23 protein-coding genes are annotated in these 23571 nt (G+C 70.2%); 13 read left to right on the top strand and 10 right to left on the bottom strand.

Annotated elements, in window-relative coordinates; genetic code table 11:
- Positions 1-68: 68 nt before the first annotated feature.
- The 5 genes from QWJ38_RS20500 to QWJ38_RS20480 are packed head-to-tail and all read right to left on the bottom strand — an operon-like array spanning position 69 to position 4009.
- On the bottom strand, positions 69-1601 hold the full coding sequence (locus QWJ38_RS20500) for an AMP nucleosidase (protein ID WP_290360972.1): 1533 nt from the start codon (positions 1599-1601) through the stop codon (positions 69-71).
- Between the two features lie 6 nt (positions 1602-1607).
- Positions 1608-2102 (bottom strand): CreA family protein, encoded by a 495-nt coding sequence (locus tag QWJ38_RS20495; protein ID WP_290361014.1) that lies wholly within the window; start codon positions 2100-2102, stop codon positions 1608-1610.
- 25 nt (positions 2103-2127) lie between these two features.
- Positions 2128-2646 (bottom strand): GNAT family N-acetyltransferase, encoded by a 519-nt coding sequence (locus QWJ38_RS20490; protein WP_290360971.1) that lies wholly within the window; start codon positions 2644-2646, stop codon positions 2128-2130.
- A gap of 38 nt (positions 2647-2684) precedes the next feature.
- Positions 2685-3029, bottom strand: a complete 345-nt coding sequence (locus tag QWJ38_RS20485; protein WP_290361013.1) for an antibiotic biosynthesis monooxygenase family protein — start codon at positions 3027-3029, stop codon at positions 2685-2687.
- 2 nt (positions 3030-3031) lie between these two features.
- On the bottom strand, positions 3032-4009 hold the full coding sequence (locus QWJ38_RS20480; protein ID WP_290360970.1) for a cytochrome P450 family protein: 978 nt from the start codon (positions 4007-4009) through the stop codon (positions 3032-3034).
- Positions 4010-4060: 51 nt separating this feature from the next.
- Between QWJ38_RS20480 and QWJ38_RS20475 the strand changes: the two genes are divergently transcribed.
- The 4 genes from QWJ38_RS20475 to QWJ38_RS20460 all read left to right on the top strand — a co-directional run bounded on the left by QWJ38_RS20475 (position 4061) and on the right by QWJ38_RS20460 (position 9483).
- Positions 4061-4735: an ArsR/SmtB family transcription factor gene (locus tag QWJ38_RS20475; protein WP_290360969.1), complete on the top strand. Its 675-nt coding sequence runs from the start codon at positions 4061-4063 to the stop codon at positions 4733-4735.
- A 78-nt stretch (positions 4736-4813) separates the two neighbouring features.
- A complete protein-coding gene (locus tag QWJ38_RS20470) occupies positions 4814-6550 on the top strand; it encodes a carboxyl transferase domain-containing protein (RefSeq protein ID WP_290361012.1) in 1737 nt (578 codons plus the stop codon).
- A 55-nt stretch (positions 6551-6605) separates the two neighbouring features.
- Positions 6606-7811 carry a GGDEF domain-containing protein gene (locus tag QWJ38_RS20465; RefSeq protein WP_290360968.1) on the top strand — a complete coding sequence of 402 codons (1206 nt, stop codon included), beginning with the start codon at positions 6606-6608 and terminating at the stop codon, positions 7809-7811.
- Between the two features lies 1 nt (position 7812).
- Positions 7813-9483 carry a magnesium transporter CorA family protein gene (locus QWJ38_RS20460; RefSeq protein ID WP_290360967.1) on the top strand — a complete coding sequence of 557 codons (1671 nt, stop codon included), beginning with the start codon at positions 7813-7815 and terminating at the stop codon, positions 9481-9483.
- A gap of 25 nt (positions 9484-9508) precedes the next feature.
- Here the strand turns inward: QWJ38_RS20460 and QWJ38_RS20455 are convergent, their stop codons facing one another.
- Positions 9509-10123, bottom strand: a complete 615-nt coding sequence (locus QWJ38_RS20455; protein WP_290360966.1) for a YdeI/OmpD-associated family protein — start codon at positions 10121-10123, stop codon at positions 9509-9511.
- 87 nt (positions 10124-10210) lie between these two features.
- Here QWJ38_RS20455 and QWJ38_RS20450 point away from each other — a divergent pair, with 87 nt between their 5' ends.
- From QWJ38_RS20450 to trxC, 3 genes are all read left to right on the top strand, one after another.
- Positions 10211-10783: a YceI family protein gene (locus QWJ38_RS20450; RefSeq protein WP_290360965.1), complete on the top strand. Its 573-nt coding sequence runs from the start codon at positions 10211-10213 to the stop codon at positions 10781-10783.
- Positions 10784-10867: 84 nt separating this feature from the next.
- Positions 10868-11296, top strand: a complete 429-nt coding sequence (locus QWJ38_RS20445) for a DoxX family protein (protein WP_290360964.1) — start codon at positions 10868-10870, stop codon at positions 11294-11296.
- 20 nt (positions 11297-11316) lie between these two features.
- Positions 11317-11739 carry a thioredoxin TrxC gene (gene trxC, locus QWJ38_RS20440; protein ID WP_290360963.1) on the top strand — a complete coding sequence of 141 codons (423 nt, stop codon included), beginning with the start codon at positions 11317-11319 and terminating at the stop codon, positions 11737-11739.
- 13 nt (positions 11740-11752) lie between these two features.
- Here trxC and QWJ38_RS20435 read toward each other — a convergent pair whose 3' ends face one another.
- From QWJ38_RS20435 to QWJ38_RS20425, 3 genes are all read right to left on the bottom strand, one after another.
- Positions 11753-12562: an SDR family oxidoreductase gene (locus QWJ38_RS20435; protein WP_290360962.1), complete on the bottom strand. Its 810-nt coding sequence runs from the start codon at positions 12560-12562 to the stop codon at positions 11753-11755.
- An 81-nt stretch (positions 12563-12643) separates the two neighbouring features.
- Positions 12644-12988, bottom strand: coding sequence for a rhodanese-like domain-containing protein (locus QWJ38_RS20430; RefSeq protein WP_290360961.1), 345 nt, complete (start codon positions 12986-12988; stop codon positions 12644-12646).
- A 129-nt stretch (positions 12989-13117) separates the two neighbouring features.
- Positions 13118-13789: a glutathione S-transferase family protein gene (locus tag QWJ38_RS20425; RefSeq protein ID WP_290360960.1), complete on the bottom strand. Its 672-nt coding sequence runs from the start codon at positions 13787-13789 to the stop codon at positions 13118-13120.
- A 75-nt stretch (positions 13790-13864) separates the two neighbouring features.
- Between QWJ38_RS20425 and QWJ38_RS20420 the strand changes: the two genes are divergently transcribed.
- Complete coding sequence (locus QWJ38_RS20420) at positions 13865-15022, top strand: hypothetical protein (protein ID WP_290360959.1); 1158 nt, start codon at positions 13865-13867, stop codon at positions 15020-15022.
- Here the strand turns inward: QWJ38_RS20420 and icmF are convergent, their stop codons facing one another.
- Entirely contained in the window at positions 15023-18313 is a 3291-nt protein-coding gene (icmF, locus tag QWJ38_RS20415; protein ID WP_290360958.1) for a fused isobutyryl-CoA mutase/GTPase IcmF, read from the bottom strand.
- A 184-nt stretch (positions 18314-18497) separates the two neighbouring features.
- Between icmF and QWJ38_RS20410 the strand changes: the two genes are divergently transcribed.
- The 5 genes from QWJ38_RS20410 to ntrB all read left to right on the top strand — a co-directional run bounded on the left by QWJ38_RS20410 (position 18498) and on the right by ntrB (position 23569).
- Complete coding sequence (locus QWJ38_RS20410; RefSeq protein ID WP_290360957.1) at positions 18498-19250, top strand: MerR family transcriptional regulator; 753 nt, start codon at positions 18498-18500, stop codon at positions 19248-19250.
- Positions 19247-20524: an MFS transporter gene (locus QWJ38_RS20405; protein ID WP_290360956.1), complete on the top strand. Its 1278-nt coding sequence runs from the start codon at positions 19247-19249 to the stop codon at positions 20522-20524. Before QWJ38_RS20410 ends, QWJ38_RS20405 begins: the two co-directional genes overlap by 4 nt.
- A gap of 30 nt (positions 20525-20554) precedes the next feature.
- Positions 20555-21157 carry an ANTAR domain-containing response regulator gene (locus tag QWJ38_RS20400; protein WP_290360955.1) on the top strand — a complete coding sequence of 201 codons (603 nt, stop codon included), beginning with the start codon at positions 20555-20557 and terminating at the stop codon, positions 21155-21157.
- Between the two features lie 278 nt (positions 21158-21435).
- Positions 21436-22656, top strand: coding sequence for a CmpA/NrtA family ABC transporter substrate-binding protein (locus tag QWJ38_RS20395; protein WP_290360954.1), 1221 nt, complete (start codon positions 21436-21438; stop codon positions 22654-22656).
- Between the two features lie 13 nt (positions 22657-22669).
- Positions 22670-23569, top strand: a complete 900-nt coding sequence (gene ntrB, locus QWJ38_RS20390) for a nitrate ABC transporter permease (protein WP_290360953.1) — start codon at positions 22670-22672, stop codon at positions 23567-23569.
- The last annotated feature ends 2 nt before the right edge of the window (positions 23570-23571 follow it).

Below are 23571 nucleotides of genomic sequence, written 5' to 3'. Positions count from 1 at the left end.
GCCGGGGGACACGGAGCATCAGGCCTGCCCGTCCTCCTGCGGTCTTGGCTGGCGTCCTGAACCAAGGCTTACTGAAACGCGACTTCCGCAAAGCTCCTCAGCTTGCGGCTGTGCAGCTGGCTCAGCGGCCCGCTGCGCAGCAGCTCGACCGCGCGCAGCCCGATCTGCAGGTGCTGGTCGACGCGGGCGCGGTAGAACTGGTCGGCCATGCCGGGCAGCTTGATCTCGCCGTGCAAGGGCTTGTCCGACACGCACAGCAAGGTGCCGTAGGGCACGCGGAAGCGGAAGCCGTTGGCGGCGATGGTCGCGCTCTCCATGTCCAGCGCGATCGCGCGGCTCTGGCTGAAGCGGCGCTCGGGGCCGCCGTCGCGGCTGTTGGGCAGCAGCTCCCAGTTGCGGTTGTCGGTCGAGGCGACGGTGCCGGTGCGCAGGATCTTCTTCAGCTCCAGGCCGGCTAGGCCGGTCACGTCGGCAACCGCGCGCTCCAGCGCCTGCTGGATCTCGGCCAGCGGCGGGATCGGCACCCACAGCGGCAACTCCTCGTCCAGCACATGGTCCTCGCGCACATAGGCATGGGCCAGCACATAGTCGCCCAGGCTCTGCGTCGTGCGCAGGCCGGCGCAATGGCCCAGCATCAACCAGGCATGCGGGCGCAGCACGGCGATGTGGTCGCTCATGGTCTTGGCATTGGCCGGGCCGACGCCGATATTGACCATGGTGATGCCGCTGCGGTCGCGCCGCAGCAGGTGGTAGGCCGGCATCTGCGGCAGCCGCGGCGGCACGCGGCCCAGGGCGTCGTCCGCCTCGGCCTCGCAGCCGACCCTGCGCGTCACGACGTCGCCCGGCTCGACGAAGGCGATGCAGTCGTCCAGCTCGTGCGGCCGCGCCGGATCGGGCGCGCGGCCCATCAGATCGTGGCCCAGGCGCTGGAACTCGTCGATGTAGAACTGGTAGTTGGTGAACAGCACGAAATTCTGGAAATGCGCGGTCGAGGTGCCGGTGTAGTGGCGCAGGCGCTGCAGCGAATAGTCGACCCGCGCGGCGGTGAACAGGGCCAGCGGCCGCGCCTCGCCGGGGGCCGGGTCATGCGTGCCGTTGGCGATGCCGTCGTCCATCGCCGCCAGGTCGGGCAGGTCGAACAGATCGCGCATCAGCAGGCGCCGCTCGGGGCTCAGGCTGCCCTCGATATGTTCGCGCTCGCCCAGGGCGAAGTGCAGCGGGATCGGCTCGTGGCTGCTGCCGACCTCCAGCGCGACGCGGTGGTTCTGCAGCAGCAGGCGGAACTGCTGCAGGTAGTAGTCATGGAACAGATCCGGCCGCGTCAGCGTCGTCTCGAAAGTGCCCGGGCCGGCGACGAAGCCATAGGCCAGGCGCAGGCCGCCGTCCGCCGGCTGCGGCGCGCGCGCGACCGTGTCGGTGCGCACGCGCAGCAGCGGATAGCAGGCGCGCACCAGCGGGCCGACATCGGCGCCGGCGACGAAGCGCTGCAGCGCCTCGCGCAGATGGGCGCAGCCGGCCGCATGGATCTCGGCGACGCGGGCCAGCGCCGCCTCGGCATCGTCGAAGTGGACCGGCGCAAAGAACGGGGCTGTCGCTTGCATGAGGGGCTATTTCTTCAGCGGGATGGGCTGCGCGCGATCGACCGGCACCGCGGTGACGCTGTTCTGCGGCGAGCCCTCGATCACGCGGTCCGAGTAGCTCAGATAGACCAGGGTATTGCGCTTGGCGTCGACCATGCGCACCGTGCGCAGTTTCTTGAACACCAGCGAGGTGCGTTCGCTGAACACCTCCTCCTGCTGCGGCAGCGCGCCGGCGATGGCGATCGGGCCGATCTGGCGGCAGGCGATCGAGGCCTCGGACTTGTCCTCGGCCAGGCCCAGGCCGCCCTTGATGCCGCCGGTCTTGGCGCGCGAGACATAGCAGGCAACGCCCTGCACCTTGGGGTCGTCATAGACCTCGACGACGATCTTGTGGTCGGGCCCCAGCCACTGGAACACCGTGTCGACCTCGCCGATCGCCTCCGAATCGGCGCGGCCGCAGCAGGCCAGCGCCACCGTGCTGACGGCCATCAGCACCGTCCTTCTGTTCATCGTCGTCTTCATCATGTGAGCCCCCTGTGGGAACAGTCTAGCCCCGGGCCTGAAAGCCCGGGTGATAGGCGACCGTGCCGCCGGGCAGCGGTCCGTCCGTGAGCAGCGCCTGGAAATACTCGCCGGGCACGCCGGGCAGGCGCAGGCCCGGCTCCTGCCGGAAGCCGAAGCGGCCGTAATAGGCCGGATCGCCCAGCAGCACGCAGCCGGCGGCGCCCAGCGTGCGCAGCCGGGCCAGGCCGCGGCGTACCAGCGCCTGGCCGATGCCGCGACGCTGCAGCGCCGGCGCCACCGAGAGCGGACCGAGGCCGTACCAATGCGGCGTGCCGTCGCTGATGGTCACCGGCGAGAAGGCGATATGGCCGACGATGCCGCCGTCCTTGTCTTCGGCCACCAGCGAGAGGCTCAAGGCACCGGCACGGCGCAGCGCGTCGACGATGAAGGCCTCGGTCTGGCTGCTATAGGGCTGGCCGGCAAAGGCGGCGCGGGTCAGCGCGGCGATCGGCGCCGCATCGGCGGGCGCTTCGGCGCGTATCGAGAGATCGCTGGGCGGCAAGACGGGCTCCTGGGACCGGATGCCCGATCCTAGGGCCTTCAGCCATGGCGCGCGCGGCTGTCGGCCGGCGCCTCGTCGCGCTCGGCCAGCCCGTAGTCGCGCAACACCGCGGCCACGCGCAGCCGGTAGTCGGCGAACACGCCGGCGCGGCCCTCGTTCTGCGCCGCGCGATGCGTTTCCAGCGTGCGCCAGCGCTGCACGGCCGCCTCGTCGCGCCAGAAGGACAGCGACAGCAGCTTGTCCGGCGCGCTGAGGCTCTGGAAGCGCTCGATGCTGATGAAGCCGTCGATGCGCTCCAGCTCGGGCCGCAGCGCGGCGGCCAGCTCCAGATAGCGGGCGCGGCCCTGCTGCGTCGGCCAGACCTCGAAGATCACGGCGATCATGCTCATGCGAAGGACTCCTCGTCGAAGATGGCGATGCGGGCATTGGGCAGGGTCAGATATTGCCAGCGCGTCGGCCAGCGGGGCGGCTGCCGCTCCAGCAGCCATTCCAGCGCCTCGGCGGCGATCGCCAGCGCCAGCGAGCGGCCCGGGCAGCGGTGCGGGCCCGCGCCGAAGCCCAGGGCCGCGCCCTCGCTGCCGGCCAGCCGCAGCAGCAGTCCGTCGCCGGTATTCAGCCTGAGCGCGCCGATGGCGAGCGGCTCGCGCGCATAGCGGCGCGTGTTCAGCACGACGCCAGGGGTGTCCTGCAGGCCGGGCAGCCAGGCGGCGACGTGGCCGGGCCGGCGGCGCCCGGCATCCTCGGCCAGCGCGACCAGGCCCCGGCCCAGCAGGGCGGCGCCGGCCTCGAAGCTCTGCCACAGCAGCGCCAGCCGGTTCGCCGGCTCGTCCTCGGCCGGCAGGCCCAGCGAGGGCGCCGGGCCCAAGGCCTGCAGCAGCGCCGCGCAGGCAGCGTCGGCGGCGTCGAGGCCGGCCGGCGTTGCGGCCGGGGCCAGGCCTTGCGCCAGCGCCCGCAGCTGCTCGAGCAGCCGCCGCTGTGCGGCCAGATTGGCCGGAGCCAGACCCAGCAGGCTGGCCATGCCGGCCAGCGGCAGCGCCCACAGTGCATGGTTCCAGCCGGCCGCAAAGGCGATCGCCGCCTGGCTGCGCGCCGCCGCCCGCGCCGCCGCGATCGGCAGCCGGTCCAGCGCCTCGACCAGCGAGCGCTTGCCCGCTGCATGGCCCTCATCGTCGCGCTGCCGCAGCCAGCGCGCGAACAGCTGTCCCAGCAGGCGGCCCTGCAGATGGGGCGGCAGCGGCTGCGCCGGCGGGCGCACGCCCAGCCGCCCATCCTGCAGCAGCGCGCGCACCAGCGCCGGGTCGCCGACTTCCCACAGTCCCGTCTGGGCGTTATGGGTCAGGGCATCGTCGGGTCGGGTATCCATGGCCGCACTGTGCGCCTGGTCCGGCGACAACGCTTCGTCTACGATCGAAGCATGAATGCAGATGCCGAAACCGCGCTGGCCCGGGTCGCCGCGCTGATCGCCGAGCCGGCCCGGGCGCGCATGCTGTGCAGCCTGCTGGACGGCCATGCGCGCACAGCCACCGAGCTGGCGGCCGTCGGCGAGATCGGCGCCTCGACGGCCAGCGCCCATCTGGCCAAGCTGCTCGAGCAGGGGCTGCTCGACTGCCTGGCCCAGGGCAAGCACCGCTACTACCGGCTGGCCGACGCCGAGGTCGGCCGTGCGCTGGAGGCGCTGCTGGTCGTCGCCGGCGTGGCGCGCCCGCCCTTCAGGCCCAGCACGCCGGACGGCCTGCGCGAGGCGCGGCGCTGCTACGACCACCTGGCCGGCGGCTGGGGCGTGCGCCTGCACGACCATGCGCAGGCACAGGGCTGGCTCGATACCGACTACGGGCTCAGCGAGGCCGGCGCCGCGGCGCTGCAGCGGCTGGGCGTCGACGTGGCCGCCGCGCGCCAGCGCCGGCGCCGGCTCGCCTGCCCCTGCATGGACTGGAGCGAGCGCCGCCCGCATCTGGGTGGCGCGCTCGGCGCGGCCTGGCTGGAGGCCCTGCTGCGCCAGCGCTGGCTGGAACCCGAGCTCGACAGCCGTGCGCTGCGGCCGACGCCGCGCGGGCGGCGCGCGCTGGCGGCGCTGTTGGCCGAGGGCTGAGCCGCTGTCATCTGGGCGGCAGCGCCGCGCCGACCGGCGGCCTACAGTCGAAGCAGGAGGATGGATCCAATGCTCGAATTGAAGGCTCCGATGACGGCGCTGGTGCAGCAGCTGGCCGTGGCGCCGGGCCAGCCGGTGCGCGCCGGCCAGGCCCTGCTGGTGCTGGAGGCGATGAAGATGGAGCACGAGCTGGTGGCGCCGGCCGATGGCATCGTCGCCGAACTGCTGTGCGCGATCGGCGAGACGGTGCGCGAGGGGGAATCGCTGCTGCGCCTGGCGCCGCAGCGGCTCGACGCGCCGGCACCCGGGCCTGCACACGCGGTGCCGGCCGGCGAGCGCCCCGCGCTGGCCGCCTGGCGCGAGCGGCAAGCCCTGACCCTGGATGCGGCGCGGCCGGAGGCGGTCGCCAAGCGCCATGCGCTGGGCCTGCGCAGCGCGCGCGAGAACATCGCCGATCTGCTCGACGCCGGCAGCTGGGTCGAATACGGGGCGCTCGCCTATGCCGCCCAGCGCGGCCGGCGCAGCCTGGAGGACTTGCGCGCGCAGACGCCGGCCGACGGCATCGTCTGCGGCATCGGCCGCGTCGATGGCGTCGAGCTGGTCGTGATGGCCTATGACGCGACGGTGCTGGCCGGCACCCAGGGCATGCGCAACCACCAGAAGAGCGACCGCATGCTGGAGATCGCCGCGCAGCGCCGGCTGCCGGTGCTGCTGTTCGCCGAGGGCGGCGGCGGGCGGCCCGGCGATTGCGATATGCCCATCGTCGCCGGCCTGCATGTGCCGACCTTTGCGTCCTTCGCGCGGCTGTCCGGCCAGGTGCCGCTGATCGGCATCGCGGCCGGGCGTTGCTTTGCCGGCAATGCGGCGCTGCTGGCCTGCTGCGATCTGATCATCGCGACGCGCGACAGCAATATCGGCATGGGCGGGCCGGCCATGGTCGAGGGCGGCGGCCTGGGCCGCTTCCCGCCCGAGCAGATCGGCCCGGCCGCGGTGCAGGCGGCCAATGGCGTCGTCGATCTGCTGGTCGAGGACGAGGCGGCCGCGGTGCGCGCGGCGCGCCACTATCTGGGCCTGCTGCAACCGGGGCGGCGCGCCGACTGGCAATGCGCCGAGCAGCAGGCGCTGCGCGAGGCCATCCCCGAGAACCGCCAGCGCGCCTATGCGGTGCGGCCGCTGGTCGAGGCGCTGGTCGATCGCGGCTCGCTGCTGGAGCTGCGGCCCGAGCATGGCGGCGCGCTGCTGACGATGCTGGCGCGCATCGAGGGGCGGCCGCTGGCGCTGCTGGTCAGCAATTGCGCGGTCAACGGCGGCGCGATCGATGCCGAGGCGGCGAGCAAGGCGGCGCAATGGTTCGAGCGCTGCGAGGCCGCCGGGCTGCCGCTCGTGAGCCTGATCGACACGCCCGGCTTCATGGTCGGCCCCGCGGCGGAGGCGCGCGGCCAGGTGCGCGCCTCGGGCCGGCTCTTCGTCGCGGCGGCGCGCCTGCGCGTGCCCGTCGTGAGCATCGTGCTGCGCCGCGCCTACGGCCTGGGCGCGATGGCGCTGGCCGGCGGCAGCCTGCACCGGCCGCTGATGAGCCTGGCCTGGCCCAGCGGCGAGTTCGGCGCGATGGGGCTGGAGGGCGCGGTGCGCCTGGGCTATCGCAAGGAGCTGCAGGCGCTGCCCGAGGGGCCCGAGCGGCAGGCGCTGTTCGACGAGCTGCTGGCGCGCCAGGTCGACAACGGCCGCGCGCTGCAGATGGCCGAGATGCTGGAGATCGACGCGGTGATCGACCCGGCCGAGACCCGCGCCGTCGTCGCGCGGCTGCTCGCTTGATGGCGCTGTGCCGGCCCCCACCGGCGCGGAGCGAAGCCGTACACTGCTGCGGCCCATGAAGATCGACGTCCCGACCCTGATGCTGGCGCTGCTGATCGGCTTCCTGCTGCTCTCGCTGCAGCTGGGGGTCGCGCAGCGCGGCGCGCTGCGTCAGCCGGAGCTGCGGATCTGGGCCCAGGGCTCCTGGGCGATGCTGGGCGGCTTCGCGATGCTGGCGCTGCGCCCCTGGATCCCGCTGGGCGCCTCGGTGCTGCTCGGCAACGGCCTGATGTATGTCGGCATCACGCTCTACGGCCAGGCCCTGCACCGCTATCTGCTCGATCAAGCGCTGCCGCGCTGGCGCTGGGGCGCGATGCTGCTGGCGATGGGGCTGCTGGCCCTGGTGCGCGACTGGCCGACCGGCCAGCGCGTCGGCACCGCCTCGCTGCTGCTGGTGCTGCTGCTGCTGCCCAGCACCTGGCTGGTGCTGACGCGCGGCTGGCGCAGCGAGGGCTCGATGCGCACCGTCGGCCTGACGCTGGGCGTCGCCTGTCTGGCGCTGTGCCTGCGCGGTGCCCATGCGATCGTGCAGCCCGAGCAGTATGCCGAGCTGATGCAGGACCGGCCGGGCCCGGGCCTGAGCTTTCTGGTCGGCTTCCTGAGCCTGCTGGGCGCCGGCTTCGGCTTCGTGCTGGCCTGCTTCGAGCGGGTGGCCAAGCGCATGGAGGAGATGGCGACGCTGGACGGCCTGACCGGCTGCGTCAACCGCAGCACCACCGACGCGCTGCTGCTGCACAGCCTGGAGCGCGGTCGCCGCGAGGGCTCGCCGGTCGCCTTCGCGCTGCTGGACCTCGACCACTTCAAGCAGATCAACGACCGCCATGGCCATGCGGCCGGCGACGCGGCGCTGCGCGCCTTTGCCGCCGAGGTGCGGGCGCGGCTGCGCAGCTCGGACGTGATCGGCCGCATGGGCGGCGAGGAATTCGGCCTGCTGCTGCCGGCCACCGATGCGCCCGGCGCGGCGCGCCTGGTCGAGCAGATCCGCGCGGCCGTCGAGGCGCTGGAGCTGAGCTGCCCGCAGGGCCAGCGCTTCCGGCTGACCGTGTCGGCCGGCGTCGTCGTCGCCGCCTCGGACAGCGGGATCAGCGCCGACCGCCTCTATATGCTGGCCGACAAGGCGCTGTACCGCGCCAAGGAGCAGGGGCGCAACCGGGTGCTGCTCGGCGACGAGCCCGCCCAGCCGCCGGCGGCCCGGCTCGTCGCGCTGCCGCCCGGAGCCTGAGATGGCCGCCGCGCCGACGGTCCAGCGCCTGCAGCAGATCCTGCTGTGGCCGCTGCGCCTGATGCCGGTCGGCGAGGACGAGACCGGTGCGCCGCGCCGGCCCTGGGAGCTGCTGCGCGCGCAGCCGGACAGCGCCTGGCGCGAGGTCATCGACGAGTACACCGGCGCGCCCGCCGGCTTCCACGAGCGGCATTACCAGGAGTTCGTCACCTTCCTGCCCTATGTGCAGCGCTTTCTCTATGGCGAGGGGCGCGGCGCACAGCGCGCGGGCGGCGATGCGCTCGACGAGGGCGGCGGCTCGGCGCTGAAGGTGTTCCGCCGCGACGACGTGCGCGGCCTGCGCCTGCGCACGCGGCCGCAGGACGAGCCGCTGCGCCTGGACATCGTCCATGTCGATCTCTACTTCTTCGTCGACGTGGACGTGGTGATGCTCAATGTCGAGGCCAGCCATGAAGCCGGCGGGCTGGCGCTGGCGCAGGCGCAGGAGCTGCTGTACCGCTTCGGCCGCGCCTATCCGTCGGGCTGGGACGCGCAGGGCGAGCCGCTGCACTGCCTGGCCGAGGCCGAATGGCTGGACGCCCAGGGCGCGGTGCTGGCCCGCTCGGACAGCATGGAGCGCGAGCGCTTCATCGCCCATGTGCATGCGCACCGCGCGCCCAAGATCGCCGCACACTGGGACTGGCTGCTGCGGCCGCTGATCAGCCACGACTCGGCCGAGCCTGGCGCGCTGCGCTACCGGCAGATCGAGTACTACCGGATGCCGCTGATGGCCTATCTGGCGCTGGACGATCCGCGCGCGCTGGGCCGCAGCGATTTCGTGCGCCTGGGCCTAATCACCGGCTCGGCCGAGGCTGCGGAGGAGGCGGCGGCCCTGCCCTATGCCGAGCAGCACCTGAGCGACTTCGAGCAGCGCCATTGCTACGACCGCTTCTGGCGCGCCGGCGGCGCCGCGCCGGACACCCGCTATCTGTGCAGCGGCCATGCGCTGGTGGTCGTCGGCCGCGCCGATGCCGAGTTCTTCCGCTGCCGCGACCGCGGCGTGCTGGCGCAGTTCCGCCATCCGCATTTCCTGATCTTTCTGATCGTGCATTTCCAGAAGGCCGCGCTGCTGATGTTCTCGGACCGGCTGGCCGAGGCGCTGCGCCGGCTCGACGTCGGCGATGCGCGCAGCGTCAAGCGCTTCAAGCGCGCGATCCGCGCCAGCTTCGAGGGCTTTCTGCGCTTCTCGCACCGCTACTGGTTCCAGGAGGTCGCCGAGCAGGCGCAGGCGCGCGCGCTGTTCCGGCTCAGCGCCGAGCATCTGCAGCTGCAGCCGCTGTACGCCGAGGTCAAGCAGCGCATCGGCGATATGAACAGCTATCTGGACACCGACAGCCTGCGCCGCCAGGCCAATACCGTTGTGCGCCTGACCGTGGTGACGATCTTCGGCATGGTGGGCACGATCACCACCGGCTTCCTCGGCATGAACCTGCTGGCCGAGGCCGAGGCGCCGCTGTCGAGCCGGCTCTGGCTGTTCGGCGCGGTGCTGCTGGCGACTATCGTCCTGACCGTCTACACGATGGCCAAGTCCAAGCGCCTGTCGGACTTCCTCGATGTGCTCTCCGACGAGCGGCTGAGCTGGCAGCAGAAGCTGAGCGCCTTTGTCGCCGTCTGGCGCGCCGGCAAGGAATGAACGCGCCGCAGTCTTTAAGCTGCCGTCAGCAGGCCTCGTACTTCCAGTGCCGGGCCTTGCCCTCGGCCAGCCACTCGACGCTCTGCGCCAGGCGCTTCGCACGCGTGTCCTCGCGCTTGGCCTCGGTGATCCATTCGATGTAGTCACGCTGCTTGCCGGGCGGAAAGGCCTCGAAGGTGGCGCGCGCCTTTGCGTCGGCGGCCAGTGCGGCCAGCAGGTCGGCGGGCGCCTCCAGCCGCGGGCGCGGCTTGCGCTCGAGGCTGGACTTGGCGCCGCTGCGGATCAGCGCGGCCGCCTGCTTGATCTGCCGCTGCAGCTCGCGCTGGGCCGGCAGGTCGGCGAGCTTCTCGATGCGGCCGTACTGGCCCATCGCCTCCGAGCGCTTGCCCTCGGCCGCCTCGTCGCCGGCCGCGCCGCGCTGCCAGAAGCCGAAGGTGCAATGCGCCTTGAAGGCGGCCATGCCGGCGAGGATCTTGCCGTCGAGCAGGAAATGCGGCATGCCCCATTTGATGGCCTCGACCGTCTCCGGGCAGGCCCGGTGCACCTGCTCGCGCAGCAGCTGCAGGATCGGCCGGGCGAAGTCCGCCGACTTCTCGATATAGGCGTCGATGCGCGGGTCGATGCGGAGGGCGTCGCTCATGCGCGGACTGTAATGTCGATCGCGGGCCGGCTCAATCGTCGTCCAGATGCGGGCATGATCGCCCCATCACCTTCTTGGAGCTTTTCGATGCGCGCATTGCTGTCCCTGTCCGCCGGTTTGTTGATGAGCGTTGCCGCCGTCGCGGCGCCGCAGAACTACGAGATCGATCCCGGCCACACCTATCCCAGCTTCGAGGCCGACCATATGGGCATCTCGGTATGGCGGGGCAAGATGAACAAGAGCAGCGGCACGGTGATCTACGACAAGAGCACGGGCACCGGCAGCGTGGACATCGCGATCGACTTGGACAGCATCGACTTCGGTCACGAGGCGCTCAATGCCTGGGGCCGCGGCGAACATTTCTTCGACACCGCCAAGTTCCCGCAGGCCCGCTACACGGGCCGCTTCGAGGGCGCCAGCAACGGCGTGCCGACGCGTCTGGTCGGCGAGCTGAAGCTGCATGGCGTCAGCCGGCCCCTGCAGTTGTCCATCCATTCGCTGAAATGCGTGCCGCATCCGCTCTACAAGCGCGAGCTCTGCGGCGCCGACGCCAGCGGCAGCTTCCGGCGCGACGAGTTCGGCCTCGATGCCGGCAAGGACTACGGCTTCAAGATGGACGTCGCCCTGCGCATCCAGGTCGAGGCGCTGGCCGCACCCTGAGCGGGAGATGCCTCGCCCAAGGTGGGCCTGGACCGCTACGATTAGGGCCGTGCGATCCCCGCCACCGAAAGGATGACGATGACCATGAACCGAAGCCCGAATGCCGCGCTGTCGGCCTCCAGCGACGCCGGCAAGCTGGTGCTGCGCGTCGCGCTGGGCCTGCTGATCCTGCTGCACGGCATCGCCAAGGTCAAAGGCGGCGTGGGGCCCATCGAGGTCATGCTGGGCAAGATGAATCTGCCCGCAGCGCTGGCCTATGGCGTCTATATCGGCGAGCTGCTGGCGCCCATCCTGCTGATCGTTGGCGTCTGGACGCGGCTGGCGGCCCTGATCGTCTTCGTCAACATGCTGTTCGCGGTCGCGCTGGCCCATATGGGCCAGCTGTTCACGCTGGGGCCGCAGGGGGGCTGGGCGCTGGAGCTGCAGGGCATGTTCCTGTTCGGCGCGCTGGCGGTGGCCCTGCTCGGTGCCGGCCGCTACAGCGTCGGCGGCCTGGGCGGCCGCTTCAACTGAAGGCGGCCCGGGAGGCGGCGATGCTGCTGGTCTGCCCCTTCTGCGGCGTCAAGAACCGCGTGCCCGAGCAGCGCCTGCACGAAGGCCCGGTCTGCGGCCATTGCGGCGGCGCGCTGATGGAGGCGGCGCCGGTCGACCTGGACGAGCGCGCCTTCGACGGCTTCATCCAGGGCACCGAGCTGCCGGTGCTGGTCGACTGCTGGGCCGCCTGGTGCGGGCCCTGCAAGACCATGGCGCCGCAGTTCGCCGCCGCGGCCGCGCAGCTGCCGCTGGTGCGCTTCGTCAAGCTGGACACCGATGCGGCGCCGACGCTGAGCGCGCGGCTGAACATCCGCAGCATCCCGACCCTGCTGCTGTTCAAGGGCGGGCGCGAGATCGCGCGCCAGGCCGGCGCGATGCCGGCCGCGGCGATCGTCGACTGGCTGCGCCGTCAGGGCGTCTGAGCCTGGCGACGCCTCAAAGACCGGAGCCGCCGCCCCGCGCGTGCGTCACGCCGCCGTCGACGGTCAGCGTGCTGCCCACCACATAGTCGCCGGCGCGCGAAGCCAGGTAGATCGCCGCGCCGGCCATGTCCTCGTCGACGCCGATGCGGCCGGCCGGTACGCGGGCCGCCACCTCGGCCTCGTGGTCGCGCGCCAGCTTGTTCATCTGCGAGGCGAAGGCGCCCGGCGCGATCGAGCTGACGACGATATTGTTCTCGATCAGGCGCAGCGCCATGCGCCGGGTCATGTGGATCAGGCCGGCCTTGCTGGCGGCGTAGGAGTAGGTCTCCTGCGGGTTCACCGAGATGCCGTCGATCGACACGATATTGATCACCTTGGCCGGCCGCAGCTCGGCCGCCTTGGCGAGGAGGCCGTGCAGCGCCTGGGTCAGGAAGAAGGGTGTCTTCAGGTTCAGGTCGACGACCTTGTCCCAGCCGCTCTCCGGAAACTCCAGAAAGGGCGCGCCCCAGGCGGCGCCGGCATTGTTGACCAGGATGTCCAGGCCGCCGCTCTCGCGCTCGGCGATCTGGCGGGCCAGTGCCTGCGCGCCCTCGACCGTCGCCACATCGGCCGGCAGCGAGAGGCAGTCGCCCAGCGCGGCCAGCTCGGCCGCCGTCGCATCGCAGGCCTCGGCCTTGCGCGCCGAGATATAGACCCGGGCGCCGGCGCGCAGAAAGCCGGCGGCGATCATGCGGCCAATGCCGCGCGAGCCGCCGGTCACCAGGGCGACGCGGCCCTGCAGCGAAAACAGCTCGCCGGTGTAGTTATTGTCTGCTCTGCCCATCGCCGTCTCCTGTGCTTTTGATCGCCACAGGCTAAGGCGAAAAGACGGCGACCGCAGTCGCCAAGGTGCCAGCCCAGCGGCTCAGAGGCCCTGGCGCAGCGGCACGCGCAGGCGCTGCGACAGCAGCACCGCGCCGCCGCCGTTGTGCGCATCGGCATAGCCCAGCTGCTGCAGCAGGCTCAGCGCCTGCTCGGCGCGTGCGCCGGTCGAGCAGTAGACGACGATGGGCTGGCGCGGGTCGGGCGCCTTGTGGACCAGCTCCTGCTCCAGCTGCGGCAGCGGCAGGCTCAGCGCTCCGGGGAGATGGCCCGACATGTACTCGGCATAGGAGCGCACGTCGATCAGCAAGGCATTGGCCGGCAGCGGCGCGCCCTCTTCGTCGATCGCGCCGGCCGAGGCCGGCTGTCCTTGGGCATGGAGGGTCATGGTGAAGAACTCCTTCGCGCTGATGCGGTGGCGCGCCACCGTGCTGACGCTGTTCTACACCAAGACGGCGGCCGACGCGAGCCTCATTGCCGAATGGAAAGCTGCCCGCCACATCGCTTCACACCGCGTTCAGGGCCGCAGATCGGGCGCCGCAACCAGGGGCAGGCCCTGCGCGCGCGCCTCGGCCCATTGGCGCTCCTGCGCGCGGCGGTAGGCCGGTCTCTGCTGCAGCCGCTGCCAGTAGGCGGCGACCTGCGGTGTGAACTGCTCGGCCAGGCCCAGGTGCTGGGCCAGCAGCAGCGCATAGCCGACCGAGATGTCGGCGGCGGTGAAGCGCCCCGCACAGAGAAAGGGCTGCGCGGCCAGCCGCGGTTCCAGCGTGCGCAGGCGCGCCAGGAACCAGCGCGCATAGTCCTCGGCGATCTGCGGCTGGCGGCGCTCGGCCGGCTCGAAGAAGCGGTAGCGCAAGACCAAGGTCTGCGGAAAGGTCAGCGTCGCCTCGCCGAAATGCAGCAGGTTCAGATAGGCGCCGAAGTCCGGCTCGGCGGCGGTGACGTCGAGCGTGCCGGCGCCATGCCGCGCCGCCAGGTACTGGCAGATCGCCGCCGATTCGCTCATCCGCGTCGGGCCATCGACCAGCAAGGGTACGGTGCCCAGCGGGTTCTGCTCCAGATAGCTTTTCTGCAGCGCACGCGGCGGAAACGGCAGCATCTGCAGCGCATAGGGCAGACCAAGTTCCTCCAGCGCCCATAAGGGACGGAAGGAGCGGGCGGACAGGCAGTGGTGGAGCGTGATCGGCATGGTGGCGGATCCTAACCAGGCTTGCCGGCGCTCACTCCCTACACTACGGGCCTGCTCGGGACGGAGGGCCAGACGATGCGCGAGGGATCGGGATTGCGGCCGCATGGCGGGGCGCCGGCGGCCTGGCTGACGACGGCGCTGCTGCTCGGCTTGATCGGCCGGCCGGCCGCGGCGGCGATCGATTGCTGGATCGATGCCGAGACGCCGAAGGTCGCCGATGGGCTGAGCCTCGCCGATCCGCGCGTCGCGCCGATGCGCCAGGCGCTGCAGCAGCTCAACGCGCTGCTGCACAAGCAGCCCGAATTGCACGACTTGCCACGCACGCGGCTGCGCAGCAGCTGGCAGGTCGGCGGCCAGTGGGCCGAGCCGGCGCGCGCGGGCAGCTTCCTGCTGCGCGACCACCGGGAGAAGGTATGGACGCCCGGGCGCTGCGACGTGATTGCGGGCGCCGACCGGCTCGGGCCCTGGGCCTCCATCGTGGCCACGATCAATGCGCCGGAGGCCTTCTTCGCCACGACCGCGCCGGAGATCGATGACGAGCAGCTGCGCGCCTGGCGCGAGCTGCCGCAGACCGGCACGATCCAGGGCCGGCCGCTGTACGCCGGCCACATGCTGGTCGTCACCCGCAACGGCCGCCTGCCCTGGGTGCCGGTGACGACGGCCGAGTACGTCGACTTCACCCTGCGCGATCTGCGCCGCAAGCTCAAGGAGGTCGAGGAAAGCCGGGCCAGGAACGCGCTGCCGCCGGCCGGCAGCGCCGACCGCGAGGCGGCCGACGAGGCGCAGGTGCAGAAGGTGGCCGAGGGCATGCGCAAGATCGATCCGAAGGCGGCCGACAAGATGGTCGTCGAATTGCGCGCCCAGCTGGCGGCCAACCGCGCGGCCGAACAGGCGGCCGAGGCGCGGCGGCGTGCGCGTCCCGGCATCGACGACGAATGGCACGCGACGATGATTGCGCGCGTCGAGGCCTGGCGCGCCAGCCTCAGCCCCGCGCAGCTGGCCGCCCAGGCGCGGCTGGGCATCAATGGGATGCAGCAGCCGGAGCCGGGCACGCTCGAGCGCTATCCGCTGCTCGCCAAGCCCGATCCGGCCTTTCCCTGGGACGCCAAGCAGCCGGCACGGCCGCAGATGATCAAGATCTCGGTGATGGGCGGCGAGGTCTTCGAGCAGCCGATGCAGCGCGTGCTGCAGACGCTGGATCTGCGCGCACTGCAGGGGCTGGTGCAGTGGTGACTACATGCTGCGCCGGTACTGCCCGCCGACCTCGAACAGCGCGCTGGTGATCTGGCCCAGCGAGCAGACGCGCACCGCGTCCATCAGCACCTCGAACACGTTCTTGTTGTCGATCACGGCCTGCTGCAGGCGCTGCAGCATCGCCGGCGCGGCGGCCGCGTTGCGGGCATGGAAGTCGGCTAGACGCGTCAGCTGGCTCTGCTTTTCCTCGTCGGTCGAGCGGGCCAGCTCGATATGCTCGGGCACCGGGTCGCCATGCGGGTTGCGGAAGGTGTTGACGCCGATCACCGGGTATTCGCCGGTGTGCTTCAGCATCTCGTAGTGCATCGACTCTTCCTGGATCTTGCTGCGCTGGTAGCCGGTCTCCATCGCGCCGAGCACGCCGCCGCGCTCGGAGATCTTCTCGAACTCGGCCAGCACCATTTCTTCGACCAGCTCGGTCAGCTCGTCGATGATGAAGGCGCCCTGCGAGGGGTTCTCGTTCTTGGCCAGGCCCCACTCGCGGTTGATGATCAGCTGGATCGCCATCGCGCGGCGCACCGACTCCTCGGTCGGCGTCGTGATCGCCTCGTCGTAGGCGTTGGTGTGCAGCGAGTTGCAGTTGTCGTAGATCGCGATCAGCGCCTGCAAGGTCGTGCGGATGTCGTTGAAGGCGATCTCCTGCGCATGCAGCGAGCGACCCGAGGTCTGGATGTGGTACTTGAGCTTCTGGCTGCGTTCGTTGGCGCCGTACTTGTCGCGCATCGCGACGGCCCAGATGCGGCGCGCCACCCGGCCCAGCACCGTGTACTCCGGGTCCATGCCGTTGCTGAAGAAGAAGCTCAGGTTCGGCGCGAAGTCGTCGATGTGCATGCCGCGGGCCAGATAGGCCTCGACAAAGGTGAAGCCATTGGAGAGCGTCAGCGCCAGCTGCGAGATCGGGTTCGCGCCGGCCTCGGCGATGTGATAGCCCGAGATCGAGACCGAATAGAAGTTGCGGACGTTGTGGTGGACGAAGTACTCGGCGATATCGCCCATCACCTTGAGCGAGAACTCGGTCGAGAAGATGCAGGTGTTCTGGCCCTGGTCTTCCTTCAGGATGTCGGCCTGCACGGTGCCGCGCACATTGGCCAGCACCCAGTCCTTGATCTTGGCGGCTTCATCGGCGGTCGGCTCGCGGCCGTTGTCGCTCTTGAACTTGGCCAGGTTCTGGTCGATCGCGGTGTTCATGAACATCGCCAGGATCGACGGTGCGGGGCCGTTGATCGTCATCGAGACGCTGGTGCTGGGATTGCACAGATCGAAGCCGTCGTACAGCGCCTTCATGTCGTCCAGCGTCGCGATCGACACGCCGGAGTTGCCGACCTTGCCGTAGATGTCCGGGCGCAAATCGGGATCGTTGCCGTACAGCGTGACCGAGTCGAAGGCGGTCGACAGGCGCTTGGCCGGCATGCCCTCGCTGACCAGCTTGAAGCGGCGATTGGTGCGGAAGGCGTCGCCCTCGCCGGCGAACATGCGCGTCGGATCCTCGCCCTCGCGCTTGAAGGCAAACACGCCGGCCGTGTAGGGGAAGCTGCCCGGCACGTTCTCCAGCAGCAGCCACTTGAGCAGCTCGCCATGGTCCTCGTAGCTGGGCAGCACGACCTTGCGGATCTTGCTGCCCGACAGGCTGGTCGATACCAGGGCGGTGCGGATCTCCTTGTCGCGGATCTTCACGACGTACTCGTCGCCGGCATAGGCTCGTCTCATGTCGGGCCACTGGGCCAGCAGCTTGGCGGCGGCGCCGTCCAGCTGGGCGCTGCGCGCGCCGGCCAGGTCCAGCAGCGCGTTCCTGGTCTCACCCTTGTCCGCATGGGCCTCGAGCAGCATGCGCGCCGATTCGTTCAGCTGCTGGATCTCGCGCGCCAGCTTGGCCTGCGCGCGGGCGCGCTTCTTGTAGCCGCGCACCGTGTCGCTGATCTCGGCCAGGTAGCGCACGCGCGCGCCCGGCACGATGGGGGTCTGGTGCGTGCTGTGGCGGGTGTCGACCTGCGGCAGCCGGCCTTCGGCCAAGGTCAGGCCCAGCTCGGCCAGGCGCGGCTTCAGCGCCTGGTACAGCGCCGTCACGCCATCGTCGTTGAAGCGGCTGGCCATGGTGCCGAAGACGGGCATGGTCTCCGGCTTCCGGTTGAACGCTTCCTTGTTGCGCTGCACCTGCTTGGCCACGTCGCGCAGCGCGTCGAGCGCGCCCTTGCGGTCGAACTTGTTGATCGCGACGAACTCGGCGAAGTCCAGCATGTCGATCTTCTCGAGCTGGCTGGCCGCCCCGAACTCGGGCGTCATCACATACATGGGCACGTCCACATGCGGGACGATGGCCGCGTCGCCCTGGCCGATGCCCGAGGTCTCGACGATCACCAGATCGAAGCCGGCCAGCTTGGCCGCGGCGATCACGTCGGGCAGGGCCTTGCTGATCTCGCTGCCGAAGTCACGCGTCGCCAGCGAGCGCATGAAAACCCGTTGACCTTGCTGCCAAGGTCCGATCGCGTTCATGCGGATGCGGTCGCCCAGCAGGGCGCCGCCGCTCTTGCGGCGCGAAGGGTCGATCGAGATCAAGGCGACGCGGAGCTGGTCGCCCTGGTCCAGGCGCAGCCGGCGGATCAGTTCGTCGGTGAGGCTGGACTTGCCGGCGCCGCCGGTGCCGGTGATGCCCAGCACCGGGGTCTTGATGCCCTTGGCCTGTTCCTGCAGCGCGGCGAGCAGCGAAGGGTCGGCCTTGCCGTTCTCCAGCGCCGTGATCAGCTGGGCCAGCGCGCGCCAGGCGGCCTCGGTATGGCCCTGGATCGCCTCCAGCGATTTCGGCGCATGGGCGCTGAAGTCCTGGTCGCTCTTCATGACCATCTCGCCGATCATGCCGGCCAGGCCCATGCGCTGGCCGTCCTCGGGCGAGAAGATGCGAACGCCGTGATCGGCCAGATCGCGGATCTCGGCCGGCACGATCACGCCGCCGCCGCCGCCGAAGACCTGGATGTCGGCGCCGCCGCGTGCTTTAAGCAGCTCGACCATGTACTTGAAGTACTCGACATGGCCGCCCTGGTAGGAGCTGATGGCGATGCCCTGCGCGTCCTCCTGCAGCGCCGCGGTGACGACCTCGTCGACCGAGCGGTTGTGGCCCAGGTGGATCACCTCGGCGCCCATGCTCTGCAGGATGCGCCGCATGATGTTGATCGCGGCATCGTGGCCGTCGAACAGGCTGGCGGCGGTGACGAAACGCACCTTGTTCGTGGGGCGGTACTCGGCCAGGGCCTTGTATTCGGCGGACAGATCGGTCATCGGTGTCTCCTGCGGCGGCCGGGGGCCAGCGCCGGTTCTATCAGCAAAGATGACCGGATTCTATGGGTTGATTGACGTTTACGTAAACGTCAATTCGCCAAGAGCCGGAGATTCGCCGTTTAGGCGCTTGACCCTGACGCAAGGTCAGGGTTCATCATGCGGGCCTCATCGCTGAGGGACACCCATGGAACTGACGGTTGGAGAGCTGGCCCGGCGCGCGGGGCTGACGGTCCGCACGCTGCATCACTACGAGGCGCTGGGCCTCTTGCGCGCCTCCGGCCGCAGCGAGGCCGGCTATCGCCGCTATGGCGAGGCCGATGTCTTGCGCCTGCATCGCGTGCTGGCCCTGCGCGATGCCGGCCTGTCGCTGAAGGAGATCGCGCCGCTGCTGGACGGCGAGGGGCCGCAGCCGCTGGCGGCCGTGCTGCAGGCCCAGATCGCGCAGATCGAGGCCCAGCTGCAGACCCAGGAGATGCTGCTGCAGACCTTGCGCAATGCGGCCCGGCGGCTCGAGTTGCATGGCGACGGCGGCGATGCGGTGCAGGTGCTGCTGGATGCGATGGCCGTGCGCGGCATCCAGGAGCGCCATCTGAGCGCCGAGCAGCTGCGCGAGCTGCGGCGCGGCTGGCAAGCCATGCCCGCGGCCCAGCGCGAGGCCGTCGAGGCCGAATGGCCGAGCCTGGTCGCGCGGGCAACGGCGGCGATGAACGCCGGCACCGAGCCGGCCGACCCGTCGGTGCAGGCAATCGTCAGTCGCTGGCTCGAACTGCAGCAGCAGTTCCTCCAGTTCGCGCCCGAGATGCGCGAAACGATGCAGCGCATGTATGCGGCCGAGCCCGAGCTGAGCCGTCAGACCGGCGTCACGCCGGCCCTGCTCGACTATCTGCGCCGCTCGAAGCAGACGCTGGCGGCACTGAACAAGGAGGAGAAGACATGAGTACGCCAGCACCCGCCGTCGCAAGCGCCGCGCGCCGCGCGCTGCTCGCCAATGCGAACTTCCGCTGGCTGATCGCCGGCGGCCTGCTGTCCATGCTGGGCGACCAGTTCACCCTGCTGGCCTTGCCCTGGCTGGTGATGGCCATCGACCGCGATCCCCTGGTGCTGGGCACGGTGCTGGCGCTGGGCAGTCTGCCGCGCGCGGGCTTCATCCTCGTCGGCGGCGCCATCGTCGACCGCCATTCGCCGAAGACGGTGCTGCTGCTGACCAAATGGATCAACGCCGCGCTGCTGGCCCTGCTGGCGGCGCTGGTGATCAGCGGCGCGGCCACGCTGCCGGCCGTCTATGCCCTGAGCCTGGCGATCGGCCTGGCCACCGCCTTCAGCTACCCGGCCGGCAGCGCGATCCTGCCGCAGGCCGTGCCGGCCGAACTCTTGCAGCCGGCCAATGGCCTGATGATGGCCGCGCGCCAGACGGTGCTGCTGCTGGGTCCGGTGCTGGCCGGCCTGCTGGTGGCCGGCGGCGGCGAACCGGGGCTGAGCGCTCGCGGCTTGGCGCTGGCCTTCGGCTTCGACGCGCTGAGCTTCGCGGTCTCGGCCTGGACGCTGATGCGCGTGCGCACGGCGTCTGCCGCGGCCAAGACGCGGCAGCCGGTCTTCGCGGCGATCGCCGAGGCCTTGCGCAGCTGCTGGGCCGATCGCGAGTTGCGCGCGCTGCTCCTGTATTTCGCGGCAATCGCCTTCTTCGTCGGCGGGCCCATCCAGGTCGCACTGCCGGTGCTGGCCAGCGAGCGCCTGCCCGGCGGCGCTGCCTCGCTGGGCCTGATGCTGGCGGTCCATGGTCTGGGCATGCTGGCCGGCATGGCCGTCTCGGGCCTGCGACCGCAGTGGCGGCTGTCCACGCTGGGCGGCACGCTGCTGCTGATCGACGCCGTCGCCGGCGGCGTGTTCCTGGTCTTCGGTCATGTTCATGCCGCCTGGCAGGGCGCGGCGCTCTTGCTGCCGCTGGGCGCCTTGGCCGGCTTCATGCAGGTGGCGGTGTTCAGCTGGCTGCAGCGCCGCATCGCCCCGGCCATGCTCGGCCGCAGCATGGCGCTGTTCATGTTCATCGTGATGGGCCTGGCGCCGCTGGCCGCGGCGGCGGCCGGCGCGGCGTTGCGCGTGCTGGACGTGACCGAGCTGTTCACGGCCGCGGCGCTGTGCCTGCTGGCCGTCGTCAGCATCGGTACGCTGTTCACGCCGATCCGGCGCATCGCCTACCTGGCCCAGCGCTAGTTACGGCACGCTTCTTGCGGCGACGCTGGCGTGAACCACGCCGATTCCCACCGCAGCCTGCGCATCCTGCTGATCGACGACGGCGCCCATCGTGTCGAGCTGATCCGGCAGGAGCTGGTGCGCCAGGGCTGCGAGGTCGTCGGCGTGATCGATTCGGCGACCCTGATCCATGACTGCGTGCTGCGGCTGCGACCCGATGTCGTCATCGTCGACGCGGAGTCGCCGACCCGCGACACGATGGAGAACCTGGCGCTGCTGAACAGCCAGATGCCGCGGCCGGTCGTCGTCTTCGCCGAGGACGGCGGCGACGATCCGATGCGCCGCGCGCTGAAGGCCGGCGTCAGCGCCTATGTGATCGCCGGTCTGCGGCCGGAGCGGCTGAGCCCCGTGCTGCAGGTGGCGATCGCGCGCTTCGAGCAGGACCTGGCCCTGCGCCAGGAGCTGAGCCAGGCCCAGGCCCAGCTGACGGCACGCAAGCGCGTCGAGCGGGCCAAGGGCATATTGATGAGCGAGCAGGGCCTGGACGAGGACGCCGCCTACAAGCGCCTGCGCCGGATGGCGATGGACCGCGGCGTGCCGCTGGCCGAACTGGCCGAACGCATCATCGACGCGCAGGATCTGCTGCGTTCCTGAGCCCGTTCGCAGCATCAATCGCACCAACTTGGGCGAGCGCTGCCGGCAAACGGTGCGCGAGCGGCCTGCCGCAGGCGCAAATGAGCGCCAATCCGCTGGCACGCTTTCTGCTCAATGTCCGATGTGGCCCGCAACGGCGTGGGCCTCGCTCTGCACAAGGTTCTAGGACAAAGGCGTCCGATCTGCTGTGCCCCGCTTGCGGGTGCGCTGCGATCGCGACGCCTTTTTTATTTATGTCTTCGGAGGTTGGCATGGGACAGGTGGCAAAGGAGGGTCTGATGAGTGAAGCGCGGCGCAAGCTCTTGGTCGGCGGCGCGGCCGCCGTCGGCGGCAGCCTGGTGGCCCCGCAGGTCTGGGCCGCCGGCTCGGACAAGCCGGAGAAGGAGGAGGTGCGGATCGGCTTCATCCCGCTGACCGACTGCGCCTCGGTCGTGATGGCCTCGGTGCTGGGCTTCGACAAGAAGTACGGCATCAAGATCGTGCCGACCAAGGAGGCCTCCTGGGCCGGCGTGCGCGACAAGCTGGTCAATGGCGAGCTGGACATGGCCCATGTGCTCTACGGCCTGGTCTACGGCGTGCACCTTGGCCTGGGCGGCCCGAAGAAGGACATGGCCGTGCTGATGACGCTGAACAACAACGGCCAGGCGATCACGCTGTCGAAGAAGCTGGCCGACAAGGGCGCCGTCGACGGCGCCTCGCTGGCCAAGGCGATGGCGGCCGAGAAGCGCGAATACACCTTCGCCCAGACCTTCCCGACCGGCACCCACGCGATGTGGCTGTACTACTGGCTGGCCAGCGTCGGCGTCAATCCGATGAAGGACGCGAAAGTCATCACCGTGCCGCCGCCGCAGATGGTGGCGAATATGCGGGTCGGCAATATGGACGGCTACTGCGTCGGCGAGCCCTGGGGCCACCGCGCGATCATGGACGGCATCGGCATCACCGCGGTGACGACGCAGGACATCTGGAAGGACCATCCGGAGAAGGTGCTCGGCTGCACGGCCGACTTCGTCAAGAAATACCCGAACACCGCGCGCGCCGTCGTGATGGCGGTGCTGGAGGCCGGCCGCTGGATCGACGCGGGCCTCACGAACAAGCTGAAGATGGCCGACACGATCGCCGAGAAAAGCTATGTCAACACCGGCGTCGACGCGATCAACCAGCGCATCCTCGGCCGCTACCAGAACGGTCTGGGCAAGACCTGGGACGACCCGAATCACATGAAGTTCTTCAATGACGGTTCGGTGAACTTCCCTTACCTGAGCGACGGCATGTGGTTCCTCACCCAGCACAAGCGCTGGGGCCTCTTGAAGGAGCATCCCGACTATCTGGGCGTCGCCAAGCAGATCAACCAGATCGATCTCTACAAGGAAGCCGCGGCCCAGCTGAAGGTGGCCGTGCCCAAGGACCCGCTGCGCAGTTCCAAGCTGATCGACGGCGTGGTCTGGGACGGCAAGGACCCCGCCAAGTACGCCGATTCGTTCAAGGTCAAGGCTTGATGAGGAGCATGAAATGGTCAGTGCAGTCTTTCATTCCCCCCGTGAGCACGCAGGCGCTGCGGCGCCGGTGAGCGTGGCTCTGCCGGCCGCGGAAGCAGTGGCTGCGGTCGCAGCCAAGCCCGTCAAGGCGCGGCGCCCGCTGGACATGAACAGTGTCTGGATGCGCGTGCTGCCGCCGCTGCTGGGCCTGGCCCTGCTGGTCGGCGTCTGGGCTTTGCTGACCCAAAAGGGCGGCAGCTTTCCCACGCCGGCCGCCACCTTGGCTGCCGCCCTCAAGCTGTTCGCCGACCCCTTCTACAGCAATGGGCCGAACGACCAGGGCATAGGCTGGAACATCCTGTTCTCGCTGCAGCGCGTGGGCCTGGGCTTCGGCCTCGCGGCCCTGGTCGGTATCCCGCTGGGCTTCGTCATCGGCCGCTTCGAGTTCGCCAGCCGCATGGTCTCGCCGCTGATTAGCCTCTTGAAACCGGTCTCGCCACTGGGCTGGTTGCCGATCGGCCTGCTGGTCTTCAAGAGCGCGAATCCGGCGGCGATCTGGACCATCTTCATCTGCTCGATCTGGCCCATGGTCGTCAACACGGCCGTCGGCGTGCAGCGGGTGCCGGAGGACTATCTGAACGTCGCCCGCGTGCTCAAGCTGAGCGAATGGAAGATCGTCAGCAAGATCCTCTTCCCCGCCGTGCTGCCCTATATGTTGACCGGCGTGCGGCTCTCGGTCGGCACCGCCTGGCTGGTGATCGTCGCGGCCGAGATGCTGACCGGCGGCGTCGGCATCGGTTTCTGGGTCTGGGACGAGTGGAACAACCTGAACGTCCAGCACATCATCATCGCGATCTTCGTCATCGGCATCGTCGGCCTGCTGCTCGAATGGGCGCTGATGAGCATCGCCAAGCACTTCTCGTACGAGGACTGAGC

Source organism: Roseateles violae (assembly GCF_030410485.1).
Lineage (GTDB): Bacteria > Pseudomonadota > Gammaproteobacteria > Burkholderiales > Burkholderiaceae_C > Roseateles_D > Roseateles_D violae.
The sequence above is the reverse complement of the archived record's forward strand: the minus strand, read 5'-3'. Positions and strand labels throughout refer to the sequence as shown.